Source organism: Vibrio sp. HM8-C (assembly GCF_058630515.1).
In genome coordinates this window covers 79,185-103,563 of record NZ_JBMMKS010000008.1, presented here as the reverse complement: position 1 = coordinate 103,563, position 24,379 = coordinate 79,185, and the positions used below count along the sequence as shown (strand labels likewise).

General features: G+C 41.6%; 20 protein-coding genes and 4 tRNA genes. 16 read left to right on the top strand and 8 right to left on the bottom strand.

The window, feature by feature from the left end; translation table 11 throughout:
• Window positions 1-126 precede the first annotated feature (126 nt).
• The 4 genes from ACOSVQ_RS11225 to galE all read left to right on the top strand — a co-directional run bounded on the left by ACOSVQ_RS11225 (window position 127) and on the right by galE (window position 5,694).
• Complete coding sequence (locus tag ACOSVQ_RS11225) at window positions 127-2,145, top strand: TonB-dependent receptor plug domain-containing protein (protein ID WP_491982651.1); 2,019 nt, start codon at window positions 127-129, stop codon at window positions 2,143-2,145.
• Window positions 2,135-2,632 (top strand): YfiR family protein, encoded by a 498-nt coding sequence (locus ACOSVQ_RS11220; RefSeq protein WP_491982650.1) that lies wholly within the window; start codon window positions 2,135-2,137, stop codon window positions 2,630-2,632. The genes ACOSVQ_RS11225 and ACOSVQ_RS11220 overlap by 11 nt, the downstream gene beginning before the upstream one ends.
• On the top strand, window positions 2,629-4,605 hold the full coding sequence (locus ACOSVQ_RS11215; protein ID WP_491982649.1) for a sensor domain-containing diguanylate cyclase: 1,977 nt from the start codon (window positions 2,629-2,631) through the stop codon (window positions 4,603-4,605). The genes ACOSVQ_RS11220 and ACOSVQ_RS11215 overlap by 4 nt, the downstream gene beginning before the upstream one ends.
• A 72-nt stretch (window positions 4,606-4,677) precedes the next feature.
• Window positions 4,678-5,694 (top strand): UDP-glucose 4-epimerase GalE, encoded by a 1,017-nt coding sequence (galE, locus tag ACOSVQ_RS11210; protein ID WP_491982648.1) that lies wholly within the window; start codon window positions 4,678-4,680, stop codon window positions 5,692-5,694.
• A 59-nt stretch (window positions 5,695-5,753) separates the two neighbouring features.
• Here the strand turns inward: galE and ACOSVQ_RS11205 are convergent, their stop codons facing one another.
• Entirely contained in the window at window positions 5,754-7,178 is a 1,425-nt protein-coding gene (locus ACOSVQ_RS11205; RefSeq protein ID WP_491982647.1) for a methyl-accepting chemotaxis protein, read from the bottom strand.
• Window positions 7,179-7,411: 233 nt separating this feature from the next.
• Window positions 7,412-8,614, bottom strand: coding sequence for an aromatic amino acid transport family protein (locus tag ACOSVQ_RS11200; RefSeq protein WP_491982646.1), 1,203 nt, complete (start codon window positions 8,612-8,614; stop codon window positions 7,412-7,414).
• Between the two features lie 279 nt (window positions 8,615-8,893).
• Between ACOSVQ_RS11200 and ACOSVQ_RS11195 the strand changes: the two genes are divergently transcribed.
• A complete protein-coding gene (locus tag ACOSVQ_RS11195; RefSeq protein WP_491982645.1) occupies window positions 8,894-9,475 on the top strand; it encodes an acyl carrier protein phosphodiesterase in 582 nt (193 codons plus the stop codon).
• A 101-nt stretch (window positions 9,476-9,576) separates the two neighbouring features.
• Entirely contained in the window at window positions 9,577-10,845 is a 1,269-nt protein-coding gene (locus ACOSVQ_RS11190) for a DEAD/DEAH box helicase (protein WP_491982644.1), read from the top strand.
• 62 nt (window positions 10,846-10,907) lie between these two features.
• On the opposite strand, the gene ACOSVQ_RS11185 is transcribed toward ACOSVQ_RS11190, so the two are convergent.
• The 3 genes from ACOSVQ_RS11185 to ACOSVQ_RS11175 form a co-directional block, all read right to left on the bottom strand.
• Window positions 10,908-11,651 carry a TetR/AcrR family transcriptional regulator gene (locus ACOSVQ_RS11185; RefSeq protein WP_491982643.1) on the bottom strand — a complete coding sequence of 248 codons (744 nt, stop codon included), beginning with the start codon at window positions 11,649-11,651 and terminating at the stop codon, window positions 10,908-10,910.
• Between the two features lie 130 nt (window positions 11,652-11,781).
• Window positions 11,782-12,786 carry a low-specificity L-threonine aldolase gene (gene ltaE, locus ACOSVQ_RS11180; protein WP_491982642.1) on the bottom strand — a complete coding sequence of 335 codons (1,005 nt, stop codon included), beginning with the start codon at window positions 12,784-12,786 and terminating at the stop codon, window positions 11,782-11,784.
• 26 nt (window positions 12,787-12,812) lie between these two features.
• Window positions 12,813-13,328 carry an NUDIX hydrolase gene (locus tag ACOSVQ_RS11175; RefSeq protein WP_491982641.1) on the bottom strand — a complete coding sequence of 172 codons (516 nt, stop codon included), beginning with the start codon at window positions 13,326-13,328 and terminating at the stop codon, window positions 12,813-12,815.
• 284 nt (window positions 13,329-13,612) lie between these two features.
• Here ACOSVQ_RS11175 and ACOSVQ_RS11170 point away from each other — a divergent pair, with 284 nt between their 5' ends.
• Both ACOSVQ_RS11170 and viaA read left to right on the top strand, forming a co-directional pair.
• The gene (locus tag ACOSVQ_RS11170) at window positions 13,613-15,277 is read left to right on the top strand and encodes an ATPase RavA domain-containing protein (RefSeq protein WP_491982640.1); all 1,665 of its coding nucleotides are present in this window, start codon (window positions 13,613-13,615) and stop codon (window positions 15,275-15,277) included.
• Between the two features lie 8 nt (window positions 15,278-15,285).
• Window positions 15,286-16,731: an ATPase RavA stimulator ViaA gene (viaA, locus tag ACOSVQ_RS11165; protein WP_491982639.1), complete on the top strand. Its 1,446-nt coding sequence runs from the start codon at window positions 15,286-15,288 to the stop codon at window positions 16,729-16,731.
• A 92-nt stretch (window positions 16,732-16,823) separates the two neighbouring features.
• Here the strand turns inward: viaA and ACOSVQ_RS11160 are convergent, their stop codons facing one another.
• Window positions 16,824-17,810 (bottom strand): LLM class flavin-dependent oxidoreductase, encoded by a 987-nt coding sequence (locus ACOSVQ_RS11160; RefSeq protein ID WP_491982638.1) that lies wholly within the window; start codon window positions 17,808-17,810, stop codon window positions 16,824-16,826.
• Between the two features lie 136 nt (window positions 17,811-17,946).
• Entirely contained in the window at window positions 17,947-19,869 is a 1,923-nt protein-coding gene (locus ACOSVQ_RS11155; RefSeq protein WP_491982637.1) for a methyl-accepting chemotaxis protein, read from the bottom strand.
• Between the two features lie 369 nt (window positions 19,870-20,238).
• Between ACOSVQ_RS11155 and ACOSVQ_RS11150 the strand changes: the two genes are divergently transcribed.
• The 7 genes from ACOSVQ_RS11150 (at window position 20,239) to ACOSVQ_RS11120 (ending at window position 23,700) form a co-directional block, all read left to right on the top strand.
• Window positions 20,239-20,325, top strand: a tRNA-Leu gene (locus ACOSVQ_RS11150).
• Window positions 20,326-20,341: 16 nt separating this feature from the next.
• Window positions 20,342-20,415 (top strand) — tRNA-Cys (locus tag ACOSVQ_RS11145).
• A gap of 224 nt (window positions 20,416-20,639) precedes the next feature.
• Window positions 20,640-21,164 carry a PAS domain-containing protein gene (locus tag ACOSVQ_RS11140; protein ID WP_491982636.1) on the top strand — a complete coding sequence of 175 codons (525 nt, stop codon included), beginning with the start codon at window positions 20,640-20,642 and terminating at the stop codon, window positions 21,162-21,164.
• An 11-nt stretch (window positions 21,165-21,175) separates the two neighbouring features.
• Entirely contained in the window at window positions 21,176-22,651 is a 1,476-nt protein-coding gene (locus ACOSVQ_RS11135) for a methyl-accepting chemotaxis protein (RefSeq protein WP_491982635.1), read from the top strand.
• A 183-nt stretch (window positions 22,652-22,834) separates the two neighbouring features.
• Window positions 22,835-22,921: transfer RNA gene (locus ACOSVQ_RS11130), tRNA-Leu, on the top strand.
• Between the two features lie 16 nt (window positions 22,922-22,937).
• Window positions 22,938-23,011 (top strand) — tRNA-Cys (locus tag ACOSVQ_RS11125).
• 212 nt (window positions 23,012-23,223) lie between these two features.
• Window positions 23,224-23,700, top strand: a complete 477-nt coding sequence (locus ACOSVQ_RS11120; protein ID WP_491982634.1) for a LabA-like NYN domain-containing protein — start codon at window positions 23,224-23,226, stop codon at window positions 23,698-23,700.
• On the opposite strand, the gene ACOSVQ_RS11115 is transcribed toward ACOSVQ_RS11120, so the two are convergent.
• Window positions 23,689-23,862: a DUF2986 domain-containing protein gene (locus ACOSVQ_RS11115; protein ID WP_491982633.1), complete on the bottom strand. Its 174-nt coding sequence runs from the start codon at window positions 23,860-23,862 to the stop codon at window positions 23,689-23,691. The genes ACOSVQ_RS11120 and ACOSVQ_RS11115 overlap by 12 nt on opposite strands.
• A 107-nt stretch (window positions 23,863-23,969) precedes the next feature.
• On the opposite strand from ACOSVQ_RS11115, the gene ACOSVQ_RS11110 reads away from it, so the two are divergent.
• Window positions 23,970-24,359, top strand: a complete 390-nt coding sequence (locus tag ACOSVQ_RS11110; RefSeq protein ID WP_491982632.1) for a nitrous oxide-stimulated promoter family protein — start codon at window positions 23,970-23,972, stop codon at window positions 24,357-24,359.
• Window positions 24,360-24,379 lie beyond the last annotated feature (20 nt).

Here is a 24,379-nt window from a genome sequence, read left to right as displayed (position 1 = left end):
CTATAAAATACAGAATTAATTATAAATAAACAGCGATAAAGCTCATCGTTTATTGCATGGTTTGAAGGCCATTGGCGCTGAAAACTTCCCCCTACTGAATGCCAGAACACATGGAAGAAATCGTAAATGAAAAAAGCGACGTGTATTTATACAACGTTAGTTTTTATTTCATCAGCAGGATACGCTGACGACAAAGTTCTTGAACATCTTATGAGTCTCTCATTAGAAGAACTCTCTATGCTTAACGTTGAAATGGAGACGGCCACCAAATCCGCGCGGCGGCTAGCCGATATTCCATCATCAGTATATGTGTTGACTAACGAAAGGATTATTCGAAGTGGTGCTCGCACCATTCCTGACGCTCTCGCTTTAGTTCCGGGACTGCATGTATCGAAATTCTCTGACAGCGAATGGATTGTTTCCGCTCGTGGTTTCCATGATGGACTTTTCAATAAACAACTCGTGATGATTGATGGTCGAAGTGTCTATAGCCCGCTTTACGGCGGAGTCTACTGGGCTGATATTGATTATGTTTTGGAAGATATAGAACGTATAGAAGTTCTTCGTGGGCCGAGTGCAGCACTTTGGGGCGGCAATGCAGTCAATGGTGTAATTAATATCATTACAAAATCAGCTAAAGATACGCAGGGTACGTTAATTTCAGGCAGCTGGGCTGAGGGTGGCGACTACGATGCAACGGTTCGACATGGATTGGTCTTGAACGATGACGTCAGTGCGAGAGCTTTTTATAAAAGAAGGCAGCTTCGAAATGACCATACAAAGTCTTATCCTGACTGGACGTTGGAAACAGCAGGGATCGTAGCTGAATCTGCAACTGAGGATGAAGCTTGGGCATTTAGAATGGGCGGTGAACGACTTTCGTATAACCATGACTGGTATCAGTTTCAATACTCAGGTGGCTACTTAGATTCGATTGATCAAATTGAGCAGCAGGTCGATAGCTATTCTTTCTACTCACAGCTTGACTACGACAAACGACACTCGGATAAACTAACCGCAAACTATCAGCTATGGTTTGAACGAAATTCAAATGAAATGGCGGATGATGCTGGTTTGTCCAATACGTTTGATTTGGATGTTAACTACAACTATCAGATTACAGAAGATCATCTCATCACTTACGGCGGAGGATACAGACTGGTTGAAGTCGAGTTTTTCCACCCTTATCGCGGGATTGATTTTGATAATTTACCCTATTATCAACGCTATGCGGTTCAAGAGCGCGACGTAGACAGTATTGTGAATTTATATTTCCAATCTGAGAAATCGTGGAGTCGTTTATTCAAAACGGTAGCAGGGCTAAAACTCGAATATTTTGAACTTACTGAACAGTTTGAAGCATCGCCACAGCTACGAGCTTTAGTTTCACTCGATCCTAAACACACGTTGTGGACTGGGTATGGAAGAGCTTCGGTAGCGCCTTCCTACCTAACGTCGAACACTTATTTAGTCACCAACTATTACGATAGAAGCGATGACCGTTATTACGCTGAAGTTATGGTTCCAGAGTTAAACATGAAGCCTGAAAGCGTGAGTACTTATGAAATCGGTTATCGCTATGATTCTGCAAGCGGATTTGAGTTTGATTCGATATTGTTCCTAAGTCATCACAGCTATGTAAGAGGCAGAGATAATATCGATTTGGTTGGAGTGCCTGATCAAGTTGTTGGGGTTGCGGTTACTGATGATTATTCACTGGAGACTCACGGCATCGAACTTAGCGCAGGCTATATTGCATTAGAGAGCTTACGATTTTATCTCAGTTACAGCTATTTACATGCCAATGGTGAGTGGGATGGTGGTCAGTATTCCGATGGGGGTTCGAAAAGCTGGTACAACATTGATGCGCAGCACAATGCCAGCATACAAACTCTTTGGGATATAACGTCTCAGTGGAAGTTCGACTTTATCGTTCGAGGACACTCCATCGAATACGATGAGCAATATCCCCAGATTGAAAACTACTTTGCTTTTGATGCTCGTTTAGCATGGCAAGCACATGCAAAAGCACCACGCGTTGAACTTATACTGCAAAATATTGGTGAGAAAGATGGCTATAGAACCGATTGGATTAGCACTATTAATGAAGAAACTGGAGTTCTAAAGGCTTCTTATGAGTTTTAATTTACGCCACACTTGGATAATGATTACGCTGTTCTTATCAAGTGTTTGCTATGCAGCCTATGATCCCACTGATATTAAAGCTGTCTATATTTTTCGTATTGCCAATTTTATTCACTGGAACAGTGAAAGTGAGATGTTCAATATCGAATTCTGTATTGTCGGAAATGAGAAGATAGCAAGTACATTAGAAACAATTACACAGGATAAAACAGTTCGTCAGCTCCCTTTGACAGTTACTCCATTTTATAAAAAACAGTGCGATATTTTATTCGTTGATGCTCAAAGTGATATTAATGTTGGTGATGTCAGTCCTCACACCGTTGTCATTAGTGATAGTCAGGCGATAAGCTCTCAAGGCGGTGCGATTGAACTAGCTACATTAGAAGGGAAAGTTAAACCCAAAATCTATATGGATAACATTGGAAGTTATTCAATATCTGCCAGCTTGCTGCGTATCGCTATTATTGAAAAAGGGAGGAAAATATGAATTCTCTCTCTTTAAGGTTCAAACTCATTCTTCCTATATTTGTGTTGATGTCTTCTATCTTCTGTATTGCTCAGTGGTTTAGTTATGAAAAAGATATTGAGCAGAAAGAGAAGAGTCTTATTGAACGCGTTCATGTATTGTCAAAAGGCGTATCGTTTAACTTACAAGCCGCTATTCTGTTTGATGACCAGTTGATCGCACAGGACATTTTGTCTGCGTTTGCTGTGGATGAAGATGTCGTTCGCGTTAAGCTCTATGATCAAGAACGGCAGCTATTTGCTTTATATGTTCAAGAGGGCAGCGACGCTCCCATACCTAATGAACATCAGCGAGAAGAATCTAAACTTCATGAGTATGTCATCTCCGATAATTATATTTATCTGACTGTTCCTGTAGAAGTGGAAGGGCAAGTCGTCGCCTCACTGAGCGTGACTGTCTCTGCTAAGTCTCTTCGTGAAATCTATGAGACTGCTTTAAACGATGCATTGTTCTTTTTTACGGTGTTAACCTTCTGTGGTGTTGCTCTTTATCAATTAGTGCAAAGGCTGATTGTAAAGCCCGTGTATTCCCTGAATAGTGCGATGAAAGCCTTCATCGAAAATCATGAACGGAATATAGATTTAAATTGTGCTTCGAATGATGAAATTGGCGATTTGGTCAATGCATTTAATACCATGTTAGACACTATCGAAGCACATGAAGAGCAAGATCGTTTCACTTTAGCTAGGTTAGAGCAAGAAAAGTCATTTGCTAATGAAGTGGTTGATACTGTTCAACATTCGTTAGTAGTGGTCAATGGGAAAGGTGACATCATTATGTCTAATGGTGAAGCTAATAGAGTGTTCAACCATACTGCGTCTAGCTTGATTGGGCAAAATCTACGTCATGTTTTACAAACAGATAACGCTTCTATAATCGAAAGCGCGTTAAATGATCACAGGCAATTAGACGAAGAGTTAGTGGTTCTGACTAGAGAAGACAAAACTCAGCAAATTTTACGGGTGAGCAGTCGTTCTTTATCACGACCAGACGAAACCTTATTTGCGATTGAAGATGTGACTGAAATAGAGAATGCGTTACGTCGTCAACGATTAGCAGCAGGCGTATTCGAAAACAGCCAAGATGGTATCATTTTGCTTAATCACCAAGGGTTAATTACCGTAATCAATCCAAAAGTGACGCAGTTACTAGGATATACGAATGAAGTTGTGGCGAATAAACCCATTGACGAAGTTTTAGCATGGAATCAGTTCAGCTCATTGTTGCCGACTATTGAACAATCATTGGCGGAATTTGGTCAGTGGCAAGGTGAAGTTTGGGAAAAGCATCAAGATGGGCATTTAATTCCTTTGTTTGCCAAAGTTAATCGAATAGCGAAGTCAGATTTATCAAAAGGTCAGGACATGGTGATTATCATATCTGATCTTTCAAACGTGAAAGAGATGGAGCGTTTGGAATACCTCGCCCATCATGATTCACTGACAGGGCTTGCTAATCGCTCAAAGCTGTATCGTTTGCTTAATGACATCATTGCAGAAAATCAAACCTCGTTTCGGCCGTTTGCTTTGTTGTATCTTGATTTGGATGGCTTTAAGCAAATCAATGACACATTTGGTCATGCCGCTGGAGATGAAGTACTAAAGCAAGTATCACAACGTTTACTTTCACAGGTCCGCAGTCAGGATCTCGTTGCAAGGTTGTCTGGCGATGAATTCGTCATCGTCATTAACCCGAGCGAGCGACAGAGTGTAGAGCTAATGTCTCACAGGCTGATTAAGCTGATTGAACAAGATATTCAATATAAGCAACATAGTGTCAATGTTGGAGCGAGCATTGGCGTATACTTCATTGATAGTAAAGAAGACAATTTAGATGCGATGATTAAAATCGCCGACAACGCTATGTATAAAGCAAAAAGCTTAGGTAAAGGGCAGTTTGTTCTCATCGATAAAAAGACAGTAGAGACGTCTTAAATAGCTCTTTAAACATACAAATTTAATAAATGGTTAGGTAAGCAGTGGATTACCGCTTTTATGGAGAGATAAATGAACGTATTAGTAACTGGTGGCATGGGGTATATCGGTAGCCATACATGCATCCAGATGATTCAGGCGGGTATGAAGCCTGTAATCTTGGATAACTTATACAACAGTAAATCAACGGTACTTGATCGCATTGAGAAAGTGATTGGCGTGAGACCTGAGTTTGTACAAGGTGATATTCGCGACAAAGCACTGATGGTTGAGCTGCTAACAAAACATAAAATTGATGCTGTCATTCATTTCGCTGGTTTAAAAGCCGTAGGTGAGTCAGTTCAAAAACCACTCGAATATTATGACAACAACGTTAACGGAACTTTGGTATTAGTAGCAGCAATGCGTGAAGCCGGAGTGAAGTCGATTGTTTTTAGTTCATCTGCGACTGTATATGGTGATCCTGCTTCTGTTCCTATTACTGAAGATTTTCCGACCAGCGCAACTAACCCATATGGTCGCAGTAAATTGATGGTTGAAGAGTGTCTGACTGATTTCCAGAAGGCCAATCCAGACTGGAGTATTACGCTTCTTCGCTATTTTAATCCCGTGGGCTCTCATCCATCTGGTGAACTAGGTGAAGATCCTCAAGGGATTCCAAATAACTTAATGCCGTTTGTATCTCAAGTTGCGGTAGGGCGTAGAGAGTTTCTTTCTGTGTTTGGTAGTGATTATCCGACGAAAGATGGCACGGGTGTTCGTGATTACATTCACGTTATGGATCTTGCTGATGGGCATATCGCTGCTTTACAAAAAGTGGGGCTAAAAGCGGGTCTACACGTTTATAACTTAGGCACAGGTATTGGTTATAGTGTGTTGGAAATGGTTAAAGCATTTGAACAGGCTTCTAACAAGCAAGTACCTTACAAGCTGGTGGAAAGACGACCTGGTGACATCGCTGAGTGTTGGGCTGATCCGGCAAAAGCTGAAAAAGATCTGGGTTGGAAAGCATCGCGAACATTAGATGAAATGACGCAAGATACTTGGCGTTGGCAATCGAAAAATCCTCAAGGCTATCCTACTGTTTAACTGATTGAATATATTAAAAAAGCGGCTTGGTTAGCCGCTTTTTTCTTAAATACGTTTCATTAGTTAGTACGGTAACGACTGAGTGTCTCCACCAAGTTGCGTGTTGCTTGAGCAATGTTACGAATACCAATTGAAGATTGCTCCGCGACGCCACGAATTGTATTTGATTGATTACGGATATCACTGAGTTCTGAAGCTATATCGTTTGCAACACAGCTTTGTTCTTCCGCTGAAGTCGCGATTTGCACACTAAGATCGTTAATTAAACGTGCAGACTCTGCGATTTGATTTACATCGCCACCGATTTCAGTAACAAGTTGGCTACTGGTTTGAGCTTGATTGACTGTTTGATCCGTGATCTTCGCAATATTTTGAGTTTCACTTTGTAGTTTGCCAATCATGGTTTGAATTTCTACGGTAGCTGCTTGGGTGCGGCTAGCTAGAGTACGAACCTCGTCAGCTACAACAGCAAAACCTCGACCTTGTTCACCAGCGCGTGCTGCTTCAATTGCCGCATTTAGAGCAAGTAAGTTTGTCTGTTCTGAAATCGCATTAATGGTAGTGATGACGTCATTAATCTTGATGGCGTTTTCATTCAGTGTTGTAACCGAAGATGAAGTTTGAGCAATATAACTGGTCAATTGTTCAATTTCATTGATAGCTTGTTGAACTCGGTTATGGCTGTTTCTTACTTGCTTAGAGTCGTTGTCAGCTTGTTCAGTGGCTCTTAAAGCGATGTTTGAAACTTCATGAGCAGACGCTGTCATCTCTTCCATCGCTGTCGCAACTGAATCAAGAGAAGAGTATTGTCTCTGAATTTGCGTTTCGCTTTCTTTCATCTCTTCAGCGAAAGACGCAGACGTTTCACTCAAAGTCGTTGAGTTTTGTTTAACGGCAACCACTAGATCTGTCAGAGTATCCATCGCATTATCCAGTGCACAACCGATAGTGCCGAATTCATCACGGCCAGCATGGAATCCTAATCGAGAGGTTAAGTCACCTTCAGCGATTTTTTGAGTGGTAGTGTAAAGAACCCAAAGTGCACCTCCGATGAATGTTGCAACCCAATAAATGAAAACTGCAAACGGAATCACCCATAAGAATGAAAGTAAGAATGTGTTGAATGCTTCCGAGCGAGCGCTTTGCTCTTGTTTAGAAAAATTGCTGGTTAGTGAGTAGATCTTTCCATCAGCAGCTTTCGCGGTTGCCGTAACTACACCGTTGTTGTATTGAGTAGAGCTCAACGTTGAACGAGTGTCTAATCCAGCAATTTCATTGATACTTGACTGTGAAACGATGCCTTGAAGTTTGTATTCGACAGCAAGCTTCGACTGCATTTCGATATTATTCAAAGTATCAAAATAACGAGCGCCAGAGATACTTGCGATCGCTAGCAAAAACAGTGTGAAGACAACCCACATTTTATCGTTGATAGACATCTTGATGAACACTCTGTCTATTGTACGAAACTGAACTTCTTTCATTTTTACTCCGAAAAGCATTTTATAGTGATTCTAATATAAGCAATATCCTACTATTTATGTGCTGCTCGTCGTATTTATATTTGCAAAAAATGAAAAATAAATTTTAAAAATGAGATTTCGATCATTTGTTTTCTTTCTATAGAAAAAAGGCAAATACCGTAGTATTTGCCCTTGTAATTTTCTAACCCTAGACCAGCTTATTTCGAGTAGGTGATTGTTTTAAGTGGTTTCTGTTATCCCAGAGATGGGAGGATGCCAGCTGTAATCAGCAGTTGCGAACCGATAATGACAATACCTACAGCGCCTGTAGCGACAAGAGCGATATTACCACCACCTACTTGATAGTGTTCGTCTGTTGCTGTTTGTCGAACGCGTACAACCATTACTAAAGGAAGGAAAATAGCTAGGATTGCCAGTGCAATAGCAGCGTAACCTAATGCCATGATGAAACCTTGAGGGTAGTACAAAGCAAAAATTAATGGTGGCGTAAATGTAACAAGCGACGCTGCAATTCGGTTCATCCCGCCGTTCTTTTTACGAATCGTATCGCCCATAAATTCAAACAAACCTAAACTCACGCCTAAGAATGATGTTAGTAATGCGAGATCCGCAAAAATACCGATGATATTACCAAGATTCGATTGATGAACCGTTTGAGATAGAGTAGTGATTAAAGCACTAAGGCCTGCATTGTCGATAAGTTCAGGTTGGCTCACTACACCTAGAGTCACAATTTGCCAGAAAATGTATACAACCAACGGGATCGCAGAACCAATGACAATTGCTTTGCGTAAAGAAGGTGTATGACCATCTAAATAGTTAACAATGGCTGGGATGCTTCCGTGGAAACCAAATGATGTGAAAATCACTGGAATTGAAGCAACAATCAACCCTTGTCCAACTGGCATGCTCAGTAAGTAAGATTGAGTTACGTTTGGTGCTAAGAATGTCAGTACAACAACCATAGCAACAATTTTACCTGCAAATAGAAGGCGGTTTACTTTGTCTACAGTAGCAGTACCAATAGTCACAACCGCAGCAACGATTATCGTAAAAATCAGCGTACCGATTTGACCATTGATTTCCGCGCCAGTAAAACTTGCGATGCGGTTACTAAATTGAGCACCGCCACCAGCAATGTATGCAGCACACAACGCGTAAAACAAAAATAGCATAGCGAACGTCGCTACCCATTTACCTTTGTCACCTAGAATTTGCTTTGCAAGCGTGTGAAGGGTTGCATCTTTGTCCGCATATTGATGGATTTCTACCATTAGTAGCGCGGTAAAAGACATCAATGCCCACAGAGCAAGCATAATAATTAACGATGTTGAAAATCCAATTCCTGCGGATGCGAGTGGCAGAGCAAGCATACCTGCACCAATGGTGGTGCCCGCAATAATCAAAGTACTGCCCAAAAGCTTTGATTTCATCATTTTGTAAACTTATCTTTACTATAGTTATGTTATTTGAAGTATTGTTCGAATATTAAACAGAGAATATGGTTTTATTCGCTGATTTTGCGACATTCTGTAGAACTTAACTGTAAACGTCAATTGTTTTGTACACATTAAATTCCGGTAGTGTAAATATAAATATACACATTGGCGCAAGTTAATGTTTGAGCTAATAAACTTGGTGATTAGATTGAACAACCGAATGTGAATGAACATATAATCAAGCATACGAAGGAATGAGAGTTTAAGTGTTTTAAAATGAATTATCTCGCGCATTTACATATAGCCGAAGAATCTGACAGCAACTTACTTGGTAATTTACTGGGTGATTTCGTTAAGGGTGACCCAACGGAACAGTTCTCGGAAAATATAGTGCAGGGTATTAGGCTTCATCGCTGGGTAGATGCCTACACGGATAGCCATGAACTCATGCTCCAAGCGAAAAGTTTATTTCCAACGTCGACTCGTCGCTTTTCACCAATAGCGCTAGATATGTTTTGGGATCATTGCTTAGCTAAGAATTGGCATCATTTTCATGCTCTGTCCCTAAGAGAGTTTGTACGTAGTGCAGAGAAAAAAATTAGAGATGATCACTCCAGTTCACTACCTGAACGATACGTGATTGTGAGTGCCAAAATGTGGCAGGGTAGATGGCTAGAGTCATACTCTGATTTTGACAATATCGCTTTTGCTTTGCAGAGAATGTCTTTGAGAAGGGATAGAATGAAACCACTTGCTAATTGCCATGAGAATCTTGCCGACTCCTATCAGGAACTTGAAAGACTGTTTTTCGCTTTTTATCCGCAAGTTTTAGCGAAAGCAAAAACCATTCGCTTTTGATACAATCTGCCGCCCAAACTAAAAGCCAGTGTTTTTCAAGATGTGTCACTACACTTGGTCATTAGGTTTTGAACTTTATTCGCTGAATTAACTGGATTCCAATGTCTGAACAAATCTCTAATTTTGAACAATTAGGTATTCAACCTGCTCTAATTACAACGTTATCTGCTATTGGTATTGAAGTACCGACTGCAATTCAATCGCAAGCCATTCCACAAGTATTGGAAGGACGTGATGTGTTGGCGGGGGCTCAAACTGGTACGGGTAAAACGGCTGCGTTTGGGTTACCTCTTATCCAGCGTTTTATTAACAATCCAAGCGATGTAGAGAGAAAAGGTAAAGACATTCGTTCATTGGTTTTGGTGCCAACCCGTGAGCTTGCACAACAGGTTTTTGATAATTTGACTGCATACGCTAAAGGTCAAAACATCAAAATCGTAACGGCTTATGGTGGCACTAGCATGAAAGTGCAGGTCGACAATCTACGAGGCGGTGCCGACATTTTAATTGCGACACCGGGGCGACTGTTGGATCACGCCCATGTCAAAACACTCTATTTGGGTACGGTAGAAGTACTGATTCTTGATGAAGCGGATCGTATGTTAGACATGGGGTTCATGCCTGATATTCAAAGAGTGCTTAGAAAGCTTAACCGAGCTCGCCAAACTCTGTTTTTCTCGGCAACCTTTGACAAAAAGATTAAAGAGCTTGCTTACAAAATAATGCTAGATCCTGTTGAGGTTCAAGTATCTCCAAGTAACTCGACAGCGGCGACAGTTAAACAGATGGTTTATCCCGTCAATAAAAAGCGCAAAAGAGAGTTGTTGGCCTATTTAATTGGGTCTAGAAACTGGCAGCAAGTATTGGTATTTACTAAAACGAGGCAGGGTAGCGATGCGCTAGCAGCAGAGCTAAAGCTAGATGGTATTAAAGCAGTTTCGATAAACGGTGACAAAAGCCAAGGTGCGAGACAAAAAGCACTGGACGATTTTAAAAATGGAAAAGTGCGAGCACTTATTGCCACAGACGTTGCTGCACGAGGATTGGATATTGAACAGCTTGAACAAGTTGTAAACTACGATATGCCATTTAAAGCTGAAGACTATGTGCATCGAATCGGGCGTACAGGTAGAGCAGGTAAAGAAGGTTTAGCTGTTTCATTGATGAGCCAAGATGAAGAACCTTTACTGCATGCCATTGAGCGACTACTTGATCAGCGTCTACCTCAAGAATGGTTGCAGGGTTTTGAGCCAACAATTGAACCTGTATTTGATGACAGTCGCCCAGCGACTCGAAATAGCCGCTCTTCAGAGAAACGCAAAATGAAAGCGAAACTGAAAATTCATGCAAACCGCGGTAAGAAAAAATAGCTTCGTTACGCTTATCGAAGGGTTAAATAAGTTAAAGGGCTGCATACAGCAGCCCTTTAATTTTAGAGATTACAATTAATGCGTTTTTCGCATTCTTCTTCCCAGTCATAACGAACTTCATAAACGAGTTCTTTTACACTCGACGGGCGCAAGATATCTTGATCTTCGATGCGGAATTTGTGAACCATAATGTCGTTAAACAAAGACCATTGCTTAAGTAGACACACGTCTAGGTCCTTTGTCTCATCCGCCCAAGTTTCTTTCATAAACGGCGTTAAGCTTGCTGCGCCATGGCTGAACATGATCATTTGCCATTTTATTTCCCAAACTTTGATTGGGGTTTCGGGATATTCTTGATTGTACTGAGCGGCTAACCCTTCAATAAGAGATTCAAGTTCGCCAGCTGTGTCAATAAAGTAATCGAAGAGTCCATCTTCTTGTCGTACCGCGTCGGCAATAAACTGGATAGGTTGTTTGACAATAAGGCTATGTGCTAACACATACATTACAAACCGATAGAGCTTTACTTTCACTGCTGTATTTTCGGGGATCTCAGACAAAATCTTGCGAAGGTAAAATTCCATATAGTGATGCATACCATCACTAATGTAGTGCCAGATTTTTTCTTTGCTGCCAAAGTGATGACGAATCAAACTGTGTGAAATTCCAGCTTTATCACTGATATTGCGTAGCGACACGCGAGCATAGCCAAACTCACAAAATAAGTTTGTGGCTTCACGGAGAATATGTAGTCGAGTTTTATGGGCATCATCAGCACTTCGACGCCCTTGTTTTTTGTCAGTCATATCAAGAATTCATCGCTATCTATGGGCGATGTTTTACCAGAATTAATAAATTTTTTCACGGAAAAAGAGAGTTATCAATAATCCAAATGCACGATATACGTAGCAGAAATGGATTATTGATAAGGAAAAACTAAAGTAGAGAACTCAGTTTTTGTAGTAGAAGGTCAATATCTGCTCGTGTGATGTCTTTATGTGTAACAAAACGAATCGGATTTCCCGGAGAAATAACAATGTTGTCCTGTTTTAGCTGCTTTGCGATTGCGTGGATATCAACGGTTTCATCAAGTTTTGCAAACACAATATTGGTTTGTACCCATTCTGGATTTAAGGAGAAACCCGACAGTGCTGAAAGGCCGTACGCAAGATGTTTAGCGTTGTCGTGGTCAATTTTAAGTTGAGCTACTTGCTCAGTCAGAGCAAGTTTACCGGCAGCAGCCAAAATACCGGCTTGACGCATACCACCGCCCAGCATTTTTCGAATACGTCTTGCTTTAGCGATGTATTCTTTCGTACCGAGAAGTAGAGAACCTACTGGTGCACAAAGACCTTTCGACAAACATATCGTCATGGAATCAAAATACTGCGCTATGTTCTTTACATCTGTGTCTAGTGCAACTGCAGCGTTATAAACACGAGCACCATCCAGATGTAACTTGAGGTTATGTTGGTTGACAAACTCTCTTGCCTGTTTGAGATAGTCCAGTGGAAGGACTTTCCCGTTAATGGTGTTTTCCAAACTTAAAAGGCGTGTGCGAGCGAAGTGAAAATCGTCGGGCTTAATAGCGGCTTTGAGTTTTGCAAAATCAATGGTTCCATCAGGACTGTTCTCAATAGGTTGAGGTTGAATAGATCCCAGAACCGCAGCACCACCAGCTTCAAACATATAGTTATGAGCTTGTTGTCCACAAAGGTACTCATCACCGCGCTCACAATGCGACATCAAAGCCAGCAGATTTGCTTGAGTACCAGATGTAGTAAATAGTGCAGCTTCAAATCCATGTCGTTCCGCCGCCCAAGTTTCAAGATCATTAACAGTTGGGTCATCACCATAAACATCATCTCCCACATCGGCACGAGCCATCGCATCGCGCATCGCTTGGGTAGGTTTAGTCACTGTATCTGAACGAAAATCCATGTTAATTCCTTTTTAGCATTTTAATTTTATAGATAGCCGCATAACTTCGCTTTACTGAGACAAGCGATTGTTTTTGAGTCTGTTATTTCACCACTAATGATTTTCTGTTCTATCTCTTCTACCGACAGTGTAATGACGTCGATCACTTCATCATCGTCACAACTGTATCTCGACGTTTTCGATAGTTGTTTTGCGATAAAAAGATGCTGAATTTCGTCACAGAAGCCTGCTAGTGGAGTGAACTGACCTAAACTAATAAATGAATCGCTGCTGTAGCCGGTTTCTTCTTCGAGTTCTCTTTGAGCACAGACAAGTGGTGATTCTTGGTTCTCAATGGTTCCAGCTGGAAGCTCAAGTAACCATTTTTTTAGCGAAGGGCGGAATTGATTGATCATGACAATGCGATTGTCGTTAGTCACAGGAAGGATAACGGCAGCACCAGGATGCACAATCGTTGTGTGTGTGACTGAATTTCCTGTAGGAAGTACGACGTTTTCCTCTACTAGAGAAATGCGCTTCCATGTGTGTATGGTTTTGCTCATACAAATCTTTCTTTTAATGGAGGAGAGCCGTTTTGGCGTTGAACGCTTACCTTAGCGTATTTGTTTGCAAAATCTCAATCAGAAATACATTTAGCGCTGAATTTTCATACGTTTATTTTGAGTCTCACGTCGCATATGTGCAAACTATGATTACATCATTTTGCACATAAGGCAGATCTGATATAACAGTTCGTCCAAATTCGGATTATAGTTGTAACCAAATGATAACAAATGTATAAACTTTTATATAAGAACGAATTTAGGTATTGCTCAGGAGCGCTAGCATGATCAGTCCAAATCAAGCCTCTCATGGACAAAAAGCGTTATTGTCAGAACGTATAAATAAGCTCTCCAAAGCACTCTCTGACGGCGTTTATGAGAGAGAAAGTACAATCAAACTTTGTTTGCTTGCAGCTCTTGCAGGTGAAAGTGTATTCCTTTTAGGTCCCCCTGGTATTGCAAAAAGCCTTATCGCAAAAAGACTGATCCAAGCTTTTGATAACAGCAGTTATTTCGAATATCTGATGACACGTTTCTCTACACCAGAAGAAGTATTTGGTCCTCTTAGTATTCAAGAACTCAAAGACAATGGTCGTTATGTTCGTTTAACCAAGGGCTATCTTCCTACCGCTCAGGTAGTGTTTCTTGACGAGATTTGGAAAGCTGGCCCTGCGATTTTGAACACACTGCTTACTGTGGTGAATGAAAAAACGTTTAAGAATGGTAGCGACATTGAGCGTGTGCCGATGCGTCTGCTGATTTCAGCTTCGAATGAGTTGCCGGACGAAGATAGCGGGCTTGAAGCACTGTACGATCGCATGTTGGTGCGTGTATTCGTAAACCGTATTCAAAATAAGCAAAACTTCAAATCCATGTTAACTGTGGGTACGCCTCAGGAAGCAAGAATTCCAGAAGGATTGGCGATTACAGATCAAGAGTATCACTTGTGGCAGCAACAGTTAGACAGCCTGACTCTGGCCGATGAAGTGTTTGAAAAGCTCTATCAGCTAAAAAATATGCTGGAATCTGCGGTCGAAGATAGTTCCTTGTCCGTTCACGATATGTATGTGTCAGACCGTCGCTGGAAGAAAGCCGTAAAGTTATTGAAGGCCAGTGCTTTCTTTAATGGCCGAGATGCCATTAATCCACTCGATATTCTGCTTCTTCAAGATTGCCTGTGGAATAGCCCTGAATCTCGAGAAGTGGTTCATAATGTAGTGAAAGAATTCGCGCTACGGTATGCCTTTGACCAAATGGAAGTTGAGCATCAAATATCTTTGTGCCGAGAAGAGCTTGCTTCAGTTCAAGATGAGCTCGAATCGGAATTTGGCATGATGTTGTCGTTAGAAACTGCAGCCAGTGGGCTAATGAAGAAGAAAAAACTCATTAATCAGTACGACATCAAAGGTGCGAAAAGCTATAAGGTTGGCGCGGCTACTGAATTGGTTAAGTTAGTGCTACTGCAAAGCAATATGTCGGTTTCTGAATCAGAGAAAGGGGATAGCCGTTGGGTTTATGTACCGAAAAACGATTTGGAAAAAGTGATTAAAGAAGGCCAAGGTGATGTTTACGGCTACGTTAACCAAAACACCAATATGTGTCGTCTTAAATTCGACGTGGATGCGACTAACAACTTGGTTATAAAAGATATCGCGAACCGCTCTGTAATGGTCTCTTTGGTTACAAAAGAAGGTTTGGATGAAGGGCTTTATCAAGAATGGTTAGCCAAGACTGACCAAGCGATGGCGCAGCTGAAACACGCAGAACATCATTTGCGTAAAGTTCGCTCAACATTCCATGGCGCTTTGCCACATAACTTTATTGATCCAACGTTACCTACAGCAATGGAAGCAACACTGCACTCGTTGCAACAACAGTTGGAAGCGACACAAACCGAATGCGAGAAGAGCGCGCAGCGCTATAAGAATCTCGCTCAATTCTTTGAATAGGAGAGATCATGCTTGGTGCTGACGGGCTAAACCTTGCTCTCATGATTGCTGATAGCGGCATTATAGATACCGCTGTTAATGATCTCCTTGCGCGCTCTCAAGTTATGATGATGGCGGAAGACCGTGGTGTTCGTACTACGGTTAAAAACCACCTATTGAAATGGCGTGGTAGTGTGAAAAAACGCATTACCCGCGTTTGTGAAACAGAACGCTTCCAGCAAGAACTTGGTTACTATCAGGAAGTCATTCATTGGGATGAAGAGACGTTCTTCGATCGCATTGATGATGTGATTAAAAAGCTTGAATGGCATTCCGCGTTTTATCTGCAAGCCCGTCGCTTAATGGAGAAGAACAAGGGGATTCATAACCCAATGTTCCCTCATTTCTTTTGTGATCAATGGTACAAGTCGTTAAGTGACGCTATTAAACAAGCTCAGGTGATGGAGCTTGAAGTCAATAAAGAAAAGCTGCTGACGGATCTTTATCAGCGTATGGAAACCATGCGCAATATGGACAAGATTACCGAATCCGGTGATGAAAGCAGCGTTGGCAGATTATGGGATATGGCATCGGCTAAGTTAAGTCGTAGTGATTTAACCGTAATGAAGCGCCATGCTGAGTTTTTGAAAAAGCACCAAGCTTTGCAGGAAATCGCTGAGCGTTTAGGTCGTATGGCTAGTGATGTCGACGATCCGGATTTAAACCGAGCGCCAACCGAAGAGCCACAAATGGTAGAAGAGAAGTCAGATGAAGCGACCGATGACATTGTTGGCATTCATGAAAGTGATGATCTGAATAAAATGCTACCAAACGAAACCTTATTCCTTGCGTATCCAGAACTTGAAGTAGTTTTCTACAAACACTTAGTGGATAAGCGTTTAATGAATTACCGAATGCAAGGTAAGTCTCGTACGCTGCGTAAAGTTAGAGCACACAAGCCAAACAACAAACAAGCTGATATCGAAAAAGGGCCGTTTATTGTTTGTGTGGATGCATCGGGTTCGATGCACGGTTTCCCAGAGCAGTGTGCAAAAGCAATGGCCTACGCGCTAATGCAAATTGCACTAGCCGAAGATAGAGATTGCTATGTGATGCTGTTTTCGACGGAACACATTACTTACGAACTCACCAAACAGGATGGTTTAAGAGAGGTGAGTGATTTCTTAAGTTATTCGTTTCATGGCGGCACGGATTTAGAACCCGTTCTAAAAAAATCTGTAGAACTGATGTCAAACGGCACTTATAAAAATGCCGACTTGGTGGTAATTTCCGATTTCATCGCACCAAAGCAAAATGAAGCAATTCTGTCTCAAGTAAACCGACTAAAAGTGTCCAAGAACCGTTTTCATGCGATCAGTTTGTCACGCTATGGCAATCCTGAATTAATGAGCATGTTTGACCATTGCTGGCGCTATCATCCAAACATTTTCGGACGTTTGGCCAAACAGTGGTAATCAATAATAGGTTGATTAATAAAAGATTGTACAAAGGGAGGCTTAGCCTCCCTTTATCATTAGATCTAACGCTTGTCTTGTGGATTAACGTATTAACGAATTCCAGCCAATAGTTCGTATGAATGAAGTTTGTTTTCATGATCGAATATCATCGCGTTGACCATGATCTCATCTGCTTGAGTACGCTCTACTAAATCGAGAATCCGTGTCTTCACAGTTTCTGGGCTACCGTGAATTGATTCACGCAATTGCATTTGAATGTGATGTTTCTCATGAGGTAACCAGATAGGCTCCATACTCATAACCGGAGGCGACAGCTTGCTTCTTGCGCCTCTTATCATGGAAAGAAACTTCTGCTTTTCTGTCGTACCTAAGTATTCCGCTTCTCTATCTGTGTCAGCGACAATAATGTTTACACCTATCATCACATAGGGCTTATCGAGCTGGTCTGAAGGTCTGAAGTTGTCACGATAGATCTCTAGCGCTCGTAACATAGCATCAGGAGCAAAATGTGCTGCAAAAGCGAAAGGTAACCCTTTTATACCAGCTAAACGGGCACTGTATGTACTTGAACCGAGTAACCAAATAGGAACTTTTGAGTTATTTCCCGGATACGCTTTTACAGGCTGGTGAGTGGAAATCGGTCCCATGAAGAATTGCAGTTCTTCCAACAATTCATCGAAATCAGGGTCCATTCTTTCAGGCTCACGTCGAAGCGCATGCATAGTTGAATGATCTGTGCCGGGAGCTCGACCTAACCCTAAGTCAATACGATTAGGGTAGAGAGCTTCCAAAGTGCCAAATTGTTCAGCAATCACCAAAGGCGCATGATTGGGTAGCATAATTCCGCCAGAGCCTAAACGAATAGAGGTGGTATGCGCACCTACATGGCTAAGTAAGACAGATGTAGCGGCACTGGCAATGTCTGGCATGTTGTGATGTTCAGCCATCCAGAATCGTTCATATCCTAATTTTTCGGCGTGTTGTGCAAGTGAAACCGTATTTTTAAACGTAGTGTGAAAATCTGCACCTTCAGACACAGGTGCTAAATCTAATATTGAAAGCTTAGGCAGAGACATAACGAGCTTAATCTACAGAAAATTCATGTCTACACTATGCACCTTTCTGTATCCAATAAAAACCACGAGTTTTCGAAGGAAATGTTCAAAAAAGCCACCTGTGTTGGTGGCTTTGTAATTGAATGTAGTCTAGTGACTAAAGTTTGAAGCGACTAATAACTTCAACCAGACGTTTATTAATATTGTTTATATCACTCATTCCTTGCAGCGTCTTTTTGCCTGTCATATCAAGTTCACTAACAATTTCATTTAGTTCACTCATGCTTTTGCTCACACCGTGTGTCACACTGCTTTGCTCTTCCGCAGCAGTGGCAATTTGCATACTCAAATCATTAATTTCGTTAATGTAATTACTCATGACATCGAGGCTTGAAGATACGTTTTGTGAAGTTTCAGCGGTATCATGGCAGCGCTGTTTGGTGTCGGACATTGAATTCACGACCACTTCATTGCCTTTGAGCAGTTTCGAAATGGCATTCTCTATTTCTGCTGTGCTGTCTTTGGTTCGACTTGCCAGTTTGCGAACTTCATCAGCAACGACCGCAAACCCTCTTCCTTGCTCGCCAGCTCGCGCTGCTTCAATCGCAGCATTTAGGGCAAGTAAGTTAGTTTGTTCTGCAATGTCACTAATCACATTAAGTACGGAGTGAATGTTATGGGTTTCATCACTCATGTTTTGTACATGGAGCGATGAAGCTTCGACCCCTTCGATTAGTGCAGATACAGTAGCCTGAGAGCGCCCAACAATGTTGCGAGCTTCAATACTGCTGTCATGTGCCTGTTGTGTCAGATTCGATGTGTTTGAAGCGTCAGATGCAGTAGAACTGGCGGTTGAGTTCATCTCTTCAAGTGCTGTCACAATCTGTTCAGTTTCAACTACATGGCTATGAAGCATGGCAGAGTTATGCTCTGAGAGCGCTTTCATCTGCTCCACATTTCCTTGTAACGCTTGAGATGAGCTCTGAATCTCCAACATGATGTTTTGTACATTACTAATGAAGTGGTTTACGCCTTCAGCTATTTGCCCCAGATCGTCATTGGAATGAACTTCGAGACGTTGCGTTAAGTCTCCCTCGCCACTGGATAGATTTAAAATAGTTTTCTTTAAACTCAGAATCGGGCGATACAGTGTCTGAATAACAATAAAAGCGATGATCACACTAAGTATGGTCGCAGAAACCGCAATGATAATTGCCGACTGCTTTGATGCTGCCAGCTCTTCATATGCCACATCTTTGTTCTGTTCGATAACAAAGAACCAACTTTTGTCAGCGATATTTATTTTTCGCGAAAACAGGATTTTTTCTTGCCCATTGTTCAGATAGGTCAATATGGCATGCTCAGCTTTACTAATTTGTTGTGCGACATCTTTGTAAGCTTCTACTTTTGTGGCAATGTCACCAGCCTTCATCGCGGCGCTTTTAGAAGCGGCGATCACCGTGCCGTCATGATTAAGTATCATGGCATTCGAGCCTTTCAATGCTGTAGAGTTATCGACCAATTCATTTAGGAAACCGAGTTGCATGTCGACACCAATCATGCCGTCTTTCGCTTTTTGTACGATGCTGATCCAATAGATATTAGGATTTGATTCATCAGGGTAGGGATCGGTAATGGCAGGGGACATCGCTTTGCGACCATCCTGATAGTAACTCCTTGTACGCACATCCCCATTAAACTTGTGGTTTGGCCAAGCTTCAGCTATTTGGTTCCAGTAAGCGTCACCATTGGACTCAAAGCCGATAAATGAGCTACCTGTTGCCAACGCTGTGGCAAAAAGTTCGGTTAATGCGATGTACTCGTCTGCACTGTCTCCGGGGAAAGGCGTATCTTTGTATAAACGACCAATACCTGCAACGCCATTGATTTTTTCGTCAAGAAATGTCTTCACGAGTTGCGCTTTACCAGCAGTATATTGCTCACCAGAATCGGTGATCATAGTTGTGATCATTGAAGACTGTTTAATATAGGCAATGTAGCTGGTGATAGAGACTGAAGCTCCCACAAGCAGCATGACTGAAATTAATAACAGCTGTTTTAATCCAAATGTTTTTTTCATCTTTCCAAGTACCTTTGCGCAGTTCCGTTGCCCACAGCGATGTACTTCAATAACCATCTACAAAGCGACGAAAATTCCACTATTGAAATTTAGCGATGACGATATAAGTTTGATATTAAGTGTTTATTATTGAGAATAGCATCAATTAGAAACTTGGCCGTTTTAGAAGCATTTTCCAATATAAAACTAAGGAGAGATTGAACGACAGTTGCTCGTGTTGTCTATGTTCTGTTCGTGTAAGAGTGTTTCTTAGCCATTCAGTTGAAAAATATAGAAATTGTTATTGACCGAAAAAAAGAATCCGTTAAAGTACGCCTCGTTCTCAAAACAAAGCTGTGAACAGATGGTGTCGCCATCGCATTATGCGTTGCCCTGGTGGTGAAATTGGTAGACACAAGGGATTTAAAATCCCTCGATTTTCGAGTCGTGCCGGTTCAAGTCCGGCCCGGGGCACCATCAAACTTCCTATAAAGGCGCGTTAGCAGAGTGGTTATGCACCGGATTGCAAATCCGTGTACATCGGTTCGATTCCGGTACGCGCCTCCATTTTCTTCTCTATGTTTCCTCATCTAAACCTAATAACTAAATAATTTAAAAAGAATAAACCCTAATACTAATTGGGTATTTTGTTAACTCATTCCTTCGTTATTACCATGTGAGCTTTGTGACATACTCAACGCAACGCTTAAAACCCTCTTCAGTTACTTGCGATTCATTAATACACACATATAGTTATTTACTATGTGCAACGGTTAAGTTGGGATTCAAACATGAATTTAGCTGGAGAAAAGGAAGTCACATTTAAGAGTAGTGAACTGATCATTAGCAAAACGGATTTGCAAGGAAAGGTCACATATGCCAATCGAACGTTTATGAAGGTCGCCAATTACTCAGAGCGTGATCTTTTAGGACAAAACCATAACATCATTCGTCATCCTACTATGCCTCGTGGCGTGTTTTATGGATTGTGGAGCACTCTGAAATCCGGAAACGAATTTTTTGGTTTCATTAAAAATTACACCTTTGACAAAAACTATTATTGGGTTTTCGCCAATGTCACCCCTGATTTAGTGAACGGTAAAGCTGTTGGTTATTATTCCGTTCGTCGTACCCCGCCAAAGCAAGTTATTCCTGATATAGAAAAAGTTTATCGTCAAATGATCGAATTGGAGCAACGCACTGAACGTAGCAAAGCTTCAGAGACGTCATGGCAATGGCTCAACGACCTTATTCGTAAAGAGTACCACCAGAATTACGAAGAATTTGCGTTGAGCTTGTATAAAAAACATCGCTAAGAGGGAACGCTATGCGAACCAGTAATGTAAGTAGAAATGTACTTCTGCTTAAACACAAATTTATTGTGCTGTGCGTATTTTTTGTTTTCGCGACGATTTTGTTATCGGCCTACAACATCTATCGATACGGCTTGAACGCTATTGATGTTGTTATACCTATCATTGCTTTTATCTTTGCCATATACGCATACGCAGATCACCAACACCCCATTATGGTTTTGGATAAAATCCGCTATGCCCTGAATGAAGCGACTAAAGGCAACATTCACGTTCGCATAACTGATACCAAAGGATTGGGTGAAGTCGGGCATGTGGCTTGGGCTTTAAACGATTTACTCGATATTGTGGAAACCAACTTTAAAGAGTTATCAAATACCTTTCAAAGGACAGCAAAGCACGAATTTCACCGTAATGGTTTACATGATGGTTTACCGGGTGAATTTGCCTCTACGATGAAGAACATTAATGTAGCGGTTAATTCTATGCATGACGCTCATGTCTTTGCTCGTCAAAACCGATTGCGCAGTGCTCTGCATAAAATCAACACCAGTAATCTACTCATAAACCTCAAAGACAATCAGCGAGAGTTGGTGACCTTATCCGAGAAAATGGACGATGTTATTGCTATCGCAACGCAGAACCGAGATGGTGCAGAGCAAAGTCGCACGCTAGTGAAAGATCTGAACAGCGCATTGGACAGTATGAATACCCGAATGACACAAATGGGTAGCAGAGCACAAAAGCTTGGTAACGATAGTATTCGAATTTCAGAAACGGTCAGTATGATCACTGACATCGCTGAACAAACTAACTTACTCGCACTAAACGCGGCGATTGAAGCGGCGCGAGCAGGTGAGGTCGGTAGAGGTTTTGCAGTTGTGGCTGATGAAGTTCGCTTATTGGCAGACAGAACTCGTAAATCAACAGCGGAAATCAGCGGGATTGTCTCTTCTCTTACCAGTCAAATTGAAGAGATGGTAAGCCAGACTCTAGAAGTTGAGAAGCAAACACAGCACGTAGGTAATGCTGTGGAGAACTTCCATGTCAATTTCGATCAAGTGGCAAACTCGTCTCAGGAAACAATCACACTAGTGACACTCGCAAAAGATGTCTCCTTTGCTTCTCTGGTCAAGCTTGATCATATTATTTATATGCAAAATGGTTACATCGGCTTAGAGAACAGCGGTAGTGGTAATGAAGCTGAAGCGGTAAAAGTGACTCACCATAATTGTCGATTAGGTAAATGGTATTACGAAGGGCACGGACTGTCAGACTTTAGCCATGTCCCATCTTATCGACGCCTAGAGTCTTTCCATAAAGAAGTGCATGAATCGGTACAACATGCAATGACTCTAGTTAATCAAGATTGGCTTGAAGACGATCATGTGATGGATTCAATTGTAAAAACATTAGAGAAAGCAGAAAAAGCCAGCCATAACGTCATCGATTGTATTTCTGAAATGGTAAGAGAGAAACATCGGGCATAGCTATACCGACTGTGTGGGTTAATTAGACGATCTGTTGTTCATCTATACAATGGCGTCGTTTTATTCAGCAGTCGGTAATGCAATTGATAATTTTCTATTGACCTTAGTGCTGATTTCGCTAAAGTACGCCCCGTTCACACGATAAAGCTGTGAGCAGATGGTGTCGCCATCGCATTATGCGTTGCCCTGGTGGTGAAATTGGTAGACACAAGGGATTTAAAATCCCTCGACTTTCGAGTCGTGCCGGTTCAAGTCCGGCCCGGGGCACCATCAAACTTCCTATAAAGGCGCGTTAGCAGAGTGGTTATGCACCGGATTGCAAATCCGTGTACATCGGTTCGATTCCGGTACGCGCCTCCATTTCTCCCTCGAAAATCTTTAATTTCCTTACAGTTTCATCTCGGTCGACCCTAATCAACTCCATGTTTAGTTACAATGTCACAAAATAAGTTTTTGTCACAATGAAATCACTTTTACGTGCGTTGCTGTGATAAGGTCGCAGTTGCCGTTTGGTCGTTGTTTAAAGTCATTCGTAAAACCAAACGTATGCTTACAAAGGTACATACAACACTATGGAAAAGATCGCTATTCTCGTAGATGTACAAAATGTCTACTACACCTGTAAAGAACGTTATCAACTCAACTTTAATTACAATCGATTTTGGGAAAAGGTAACAAAGGATCGCACGGTTGTTAAAGCCAATGCATACGCTATCGCTAGCAAAGATACAGGACAACGGCAGTTCCACCACATATTACGTGGTATCGGATTTGAAGTGATGTTAAAGCCGTTCATTCAGCGTCGCGACGGTAGTGCCAAAGGTGATTGGGATGTTGGTATTACACTGGATGCCATAGAATTGGCTGAACAAGTTGATGTTGTGGTGTTGGTGTCTGGTGATGGCGATTTTGACTTACTTGCCAAACGCATTCAGCAAAGATTCGGCAAGCAAGTAGAAGTCTATGGAGTACCCGGTTTAACGGCAAACAGCTTAGTGGAAGCCGCTGACAGATACATCGCTATTGATGATGAGTTATTACTCTGGTGATTGAGTTTCACCTTCATTCGAGGCTTGTTGAGCTTCTTCAGCCTCTAACTTCGCGCGTTCAGCTTTTGAAATGTAGCGAGGCTTGTTGCTTTTATGCAGCTTCGAATTTTGCTGTTTAATCTTCTTTTTTAAAATTTGGTTTATTTTCTTTTTGCGGTTCATGATTTTCACATCTGAGGAACATGAGGGTGGGGAGCTTATAGGTTTTAAACACTAAGCTCAATAGTAAGTGAGAAATTAACCAAGTCGTCATTAAATAGGGTGCATGAATGACTAAGCCAAGTGATCTTTTGCTCGGTTCGCTTCAAACTGAATTCAAGACTGTATCGGCGATGGTGCACATTTATTGTCACAAACATCACTCTCCCCAAAGTGACTTATGTGAGAAATGCCAGTCACTTTTAGAATACGCTGAAGTGCGGTTAGACAGATGTCCGTACGGACAAAACAAACCAACCTGCAATCGATGCCCAATACATTGCTATAAACCTGAACCAAAAGAGAGTATGAGGTTGGTTATGCGTTATTCAGGCCCAAGAATGCTGTTGTCACATCCCATTCTTGCTATACGTCATTTATTGCACGAACGGAAAGATGCACCTACACAGATCGAAAAAGACGCTTCAAATCGTCACCAACGACTTAAAGCGTCCAAATAAGTAAAAGCAAAATACAAAAC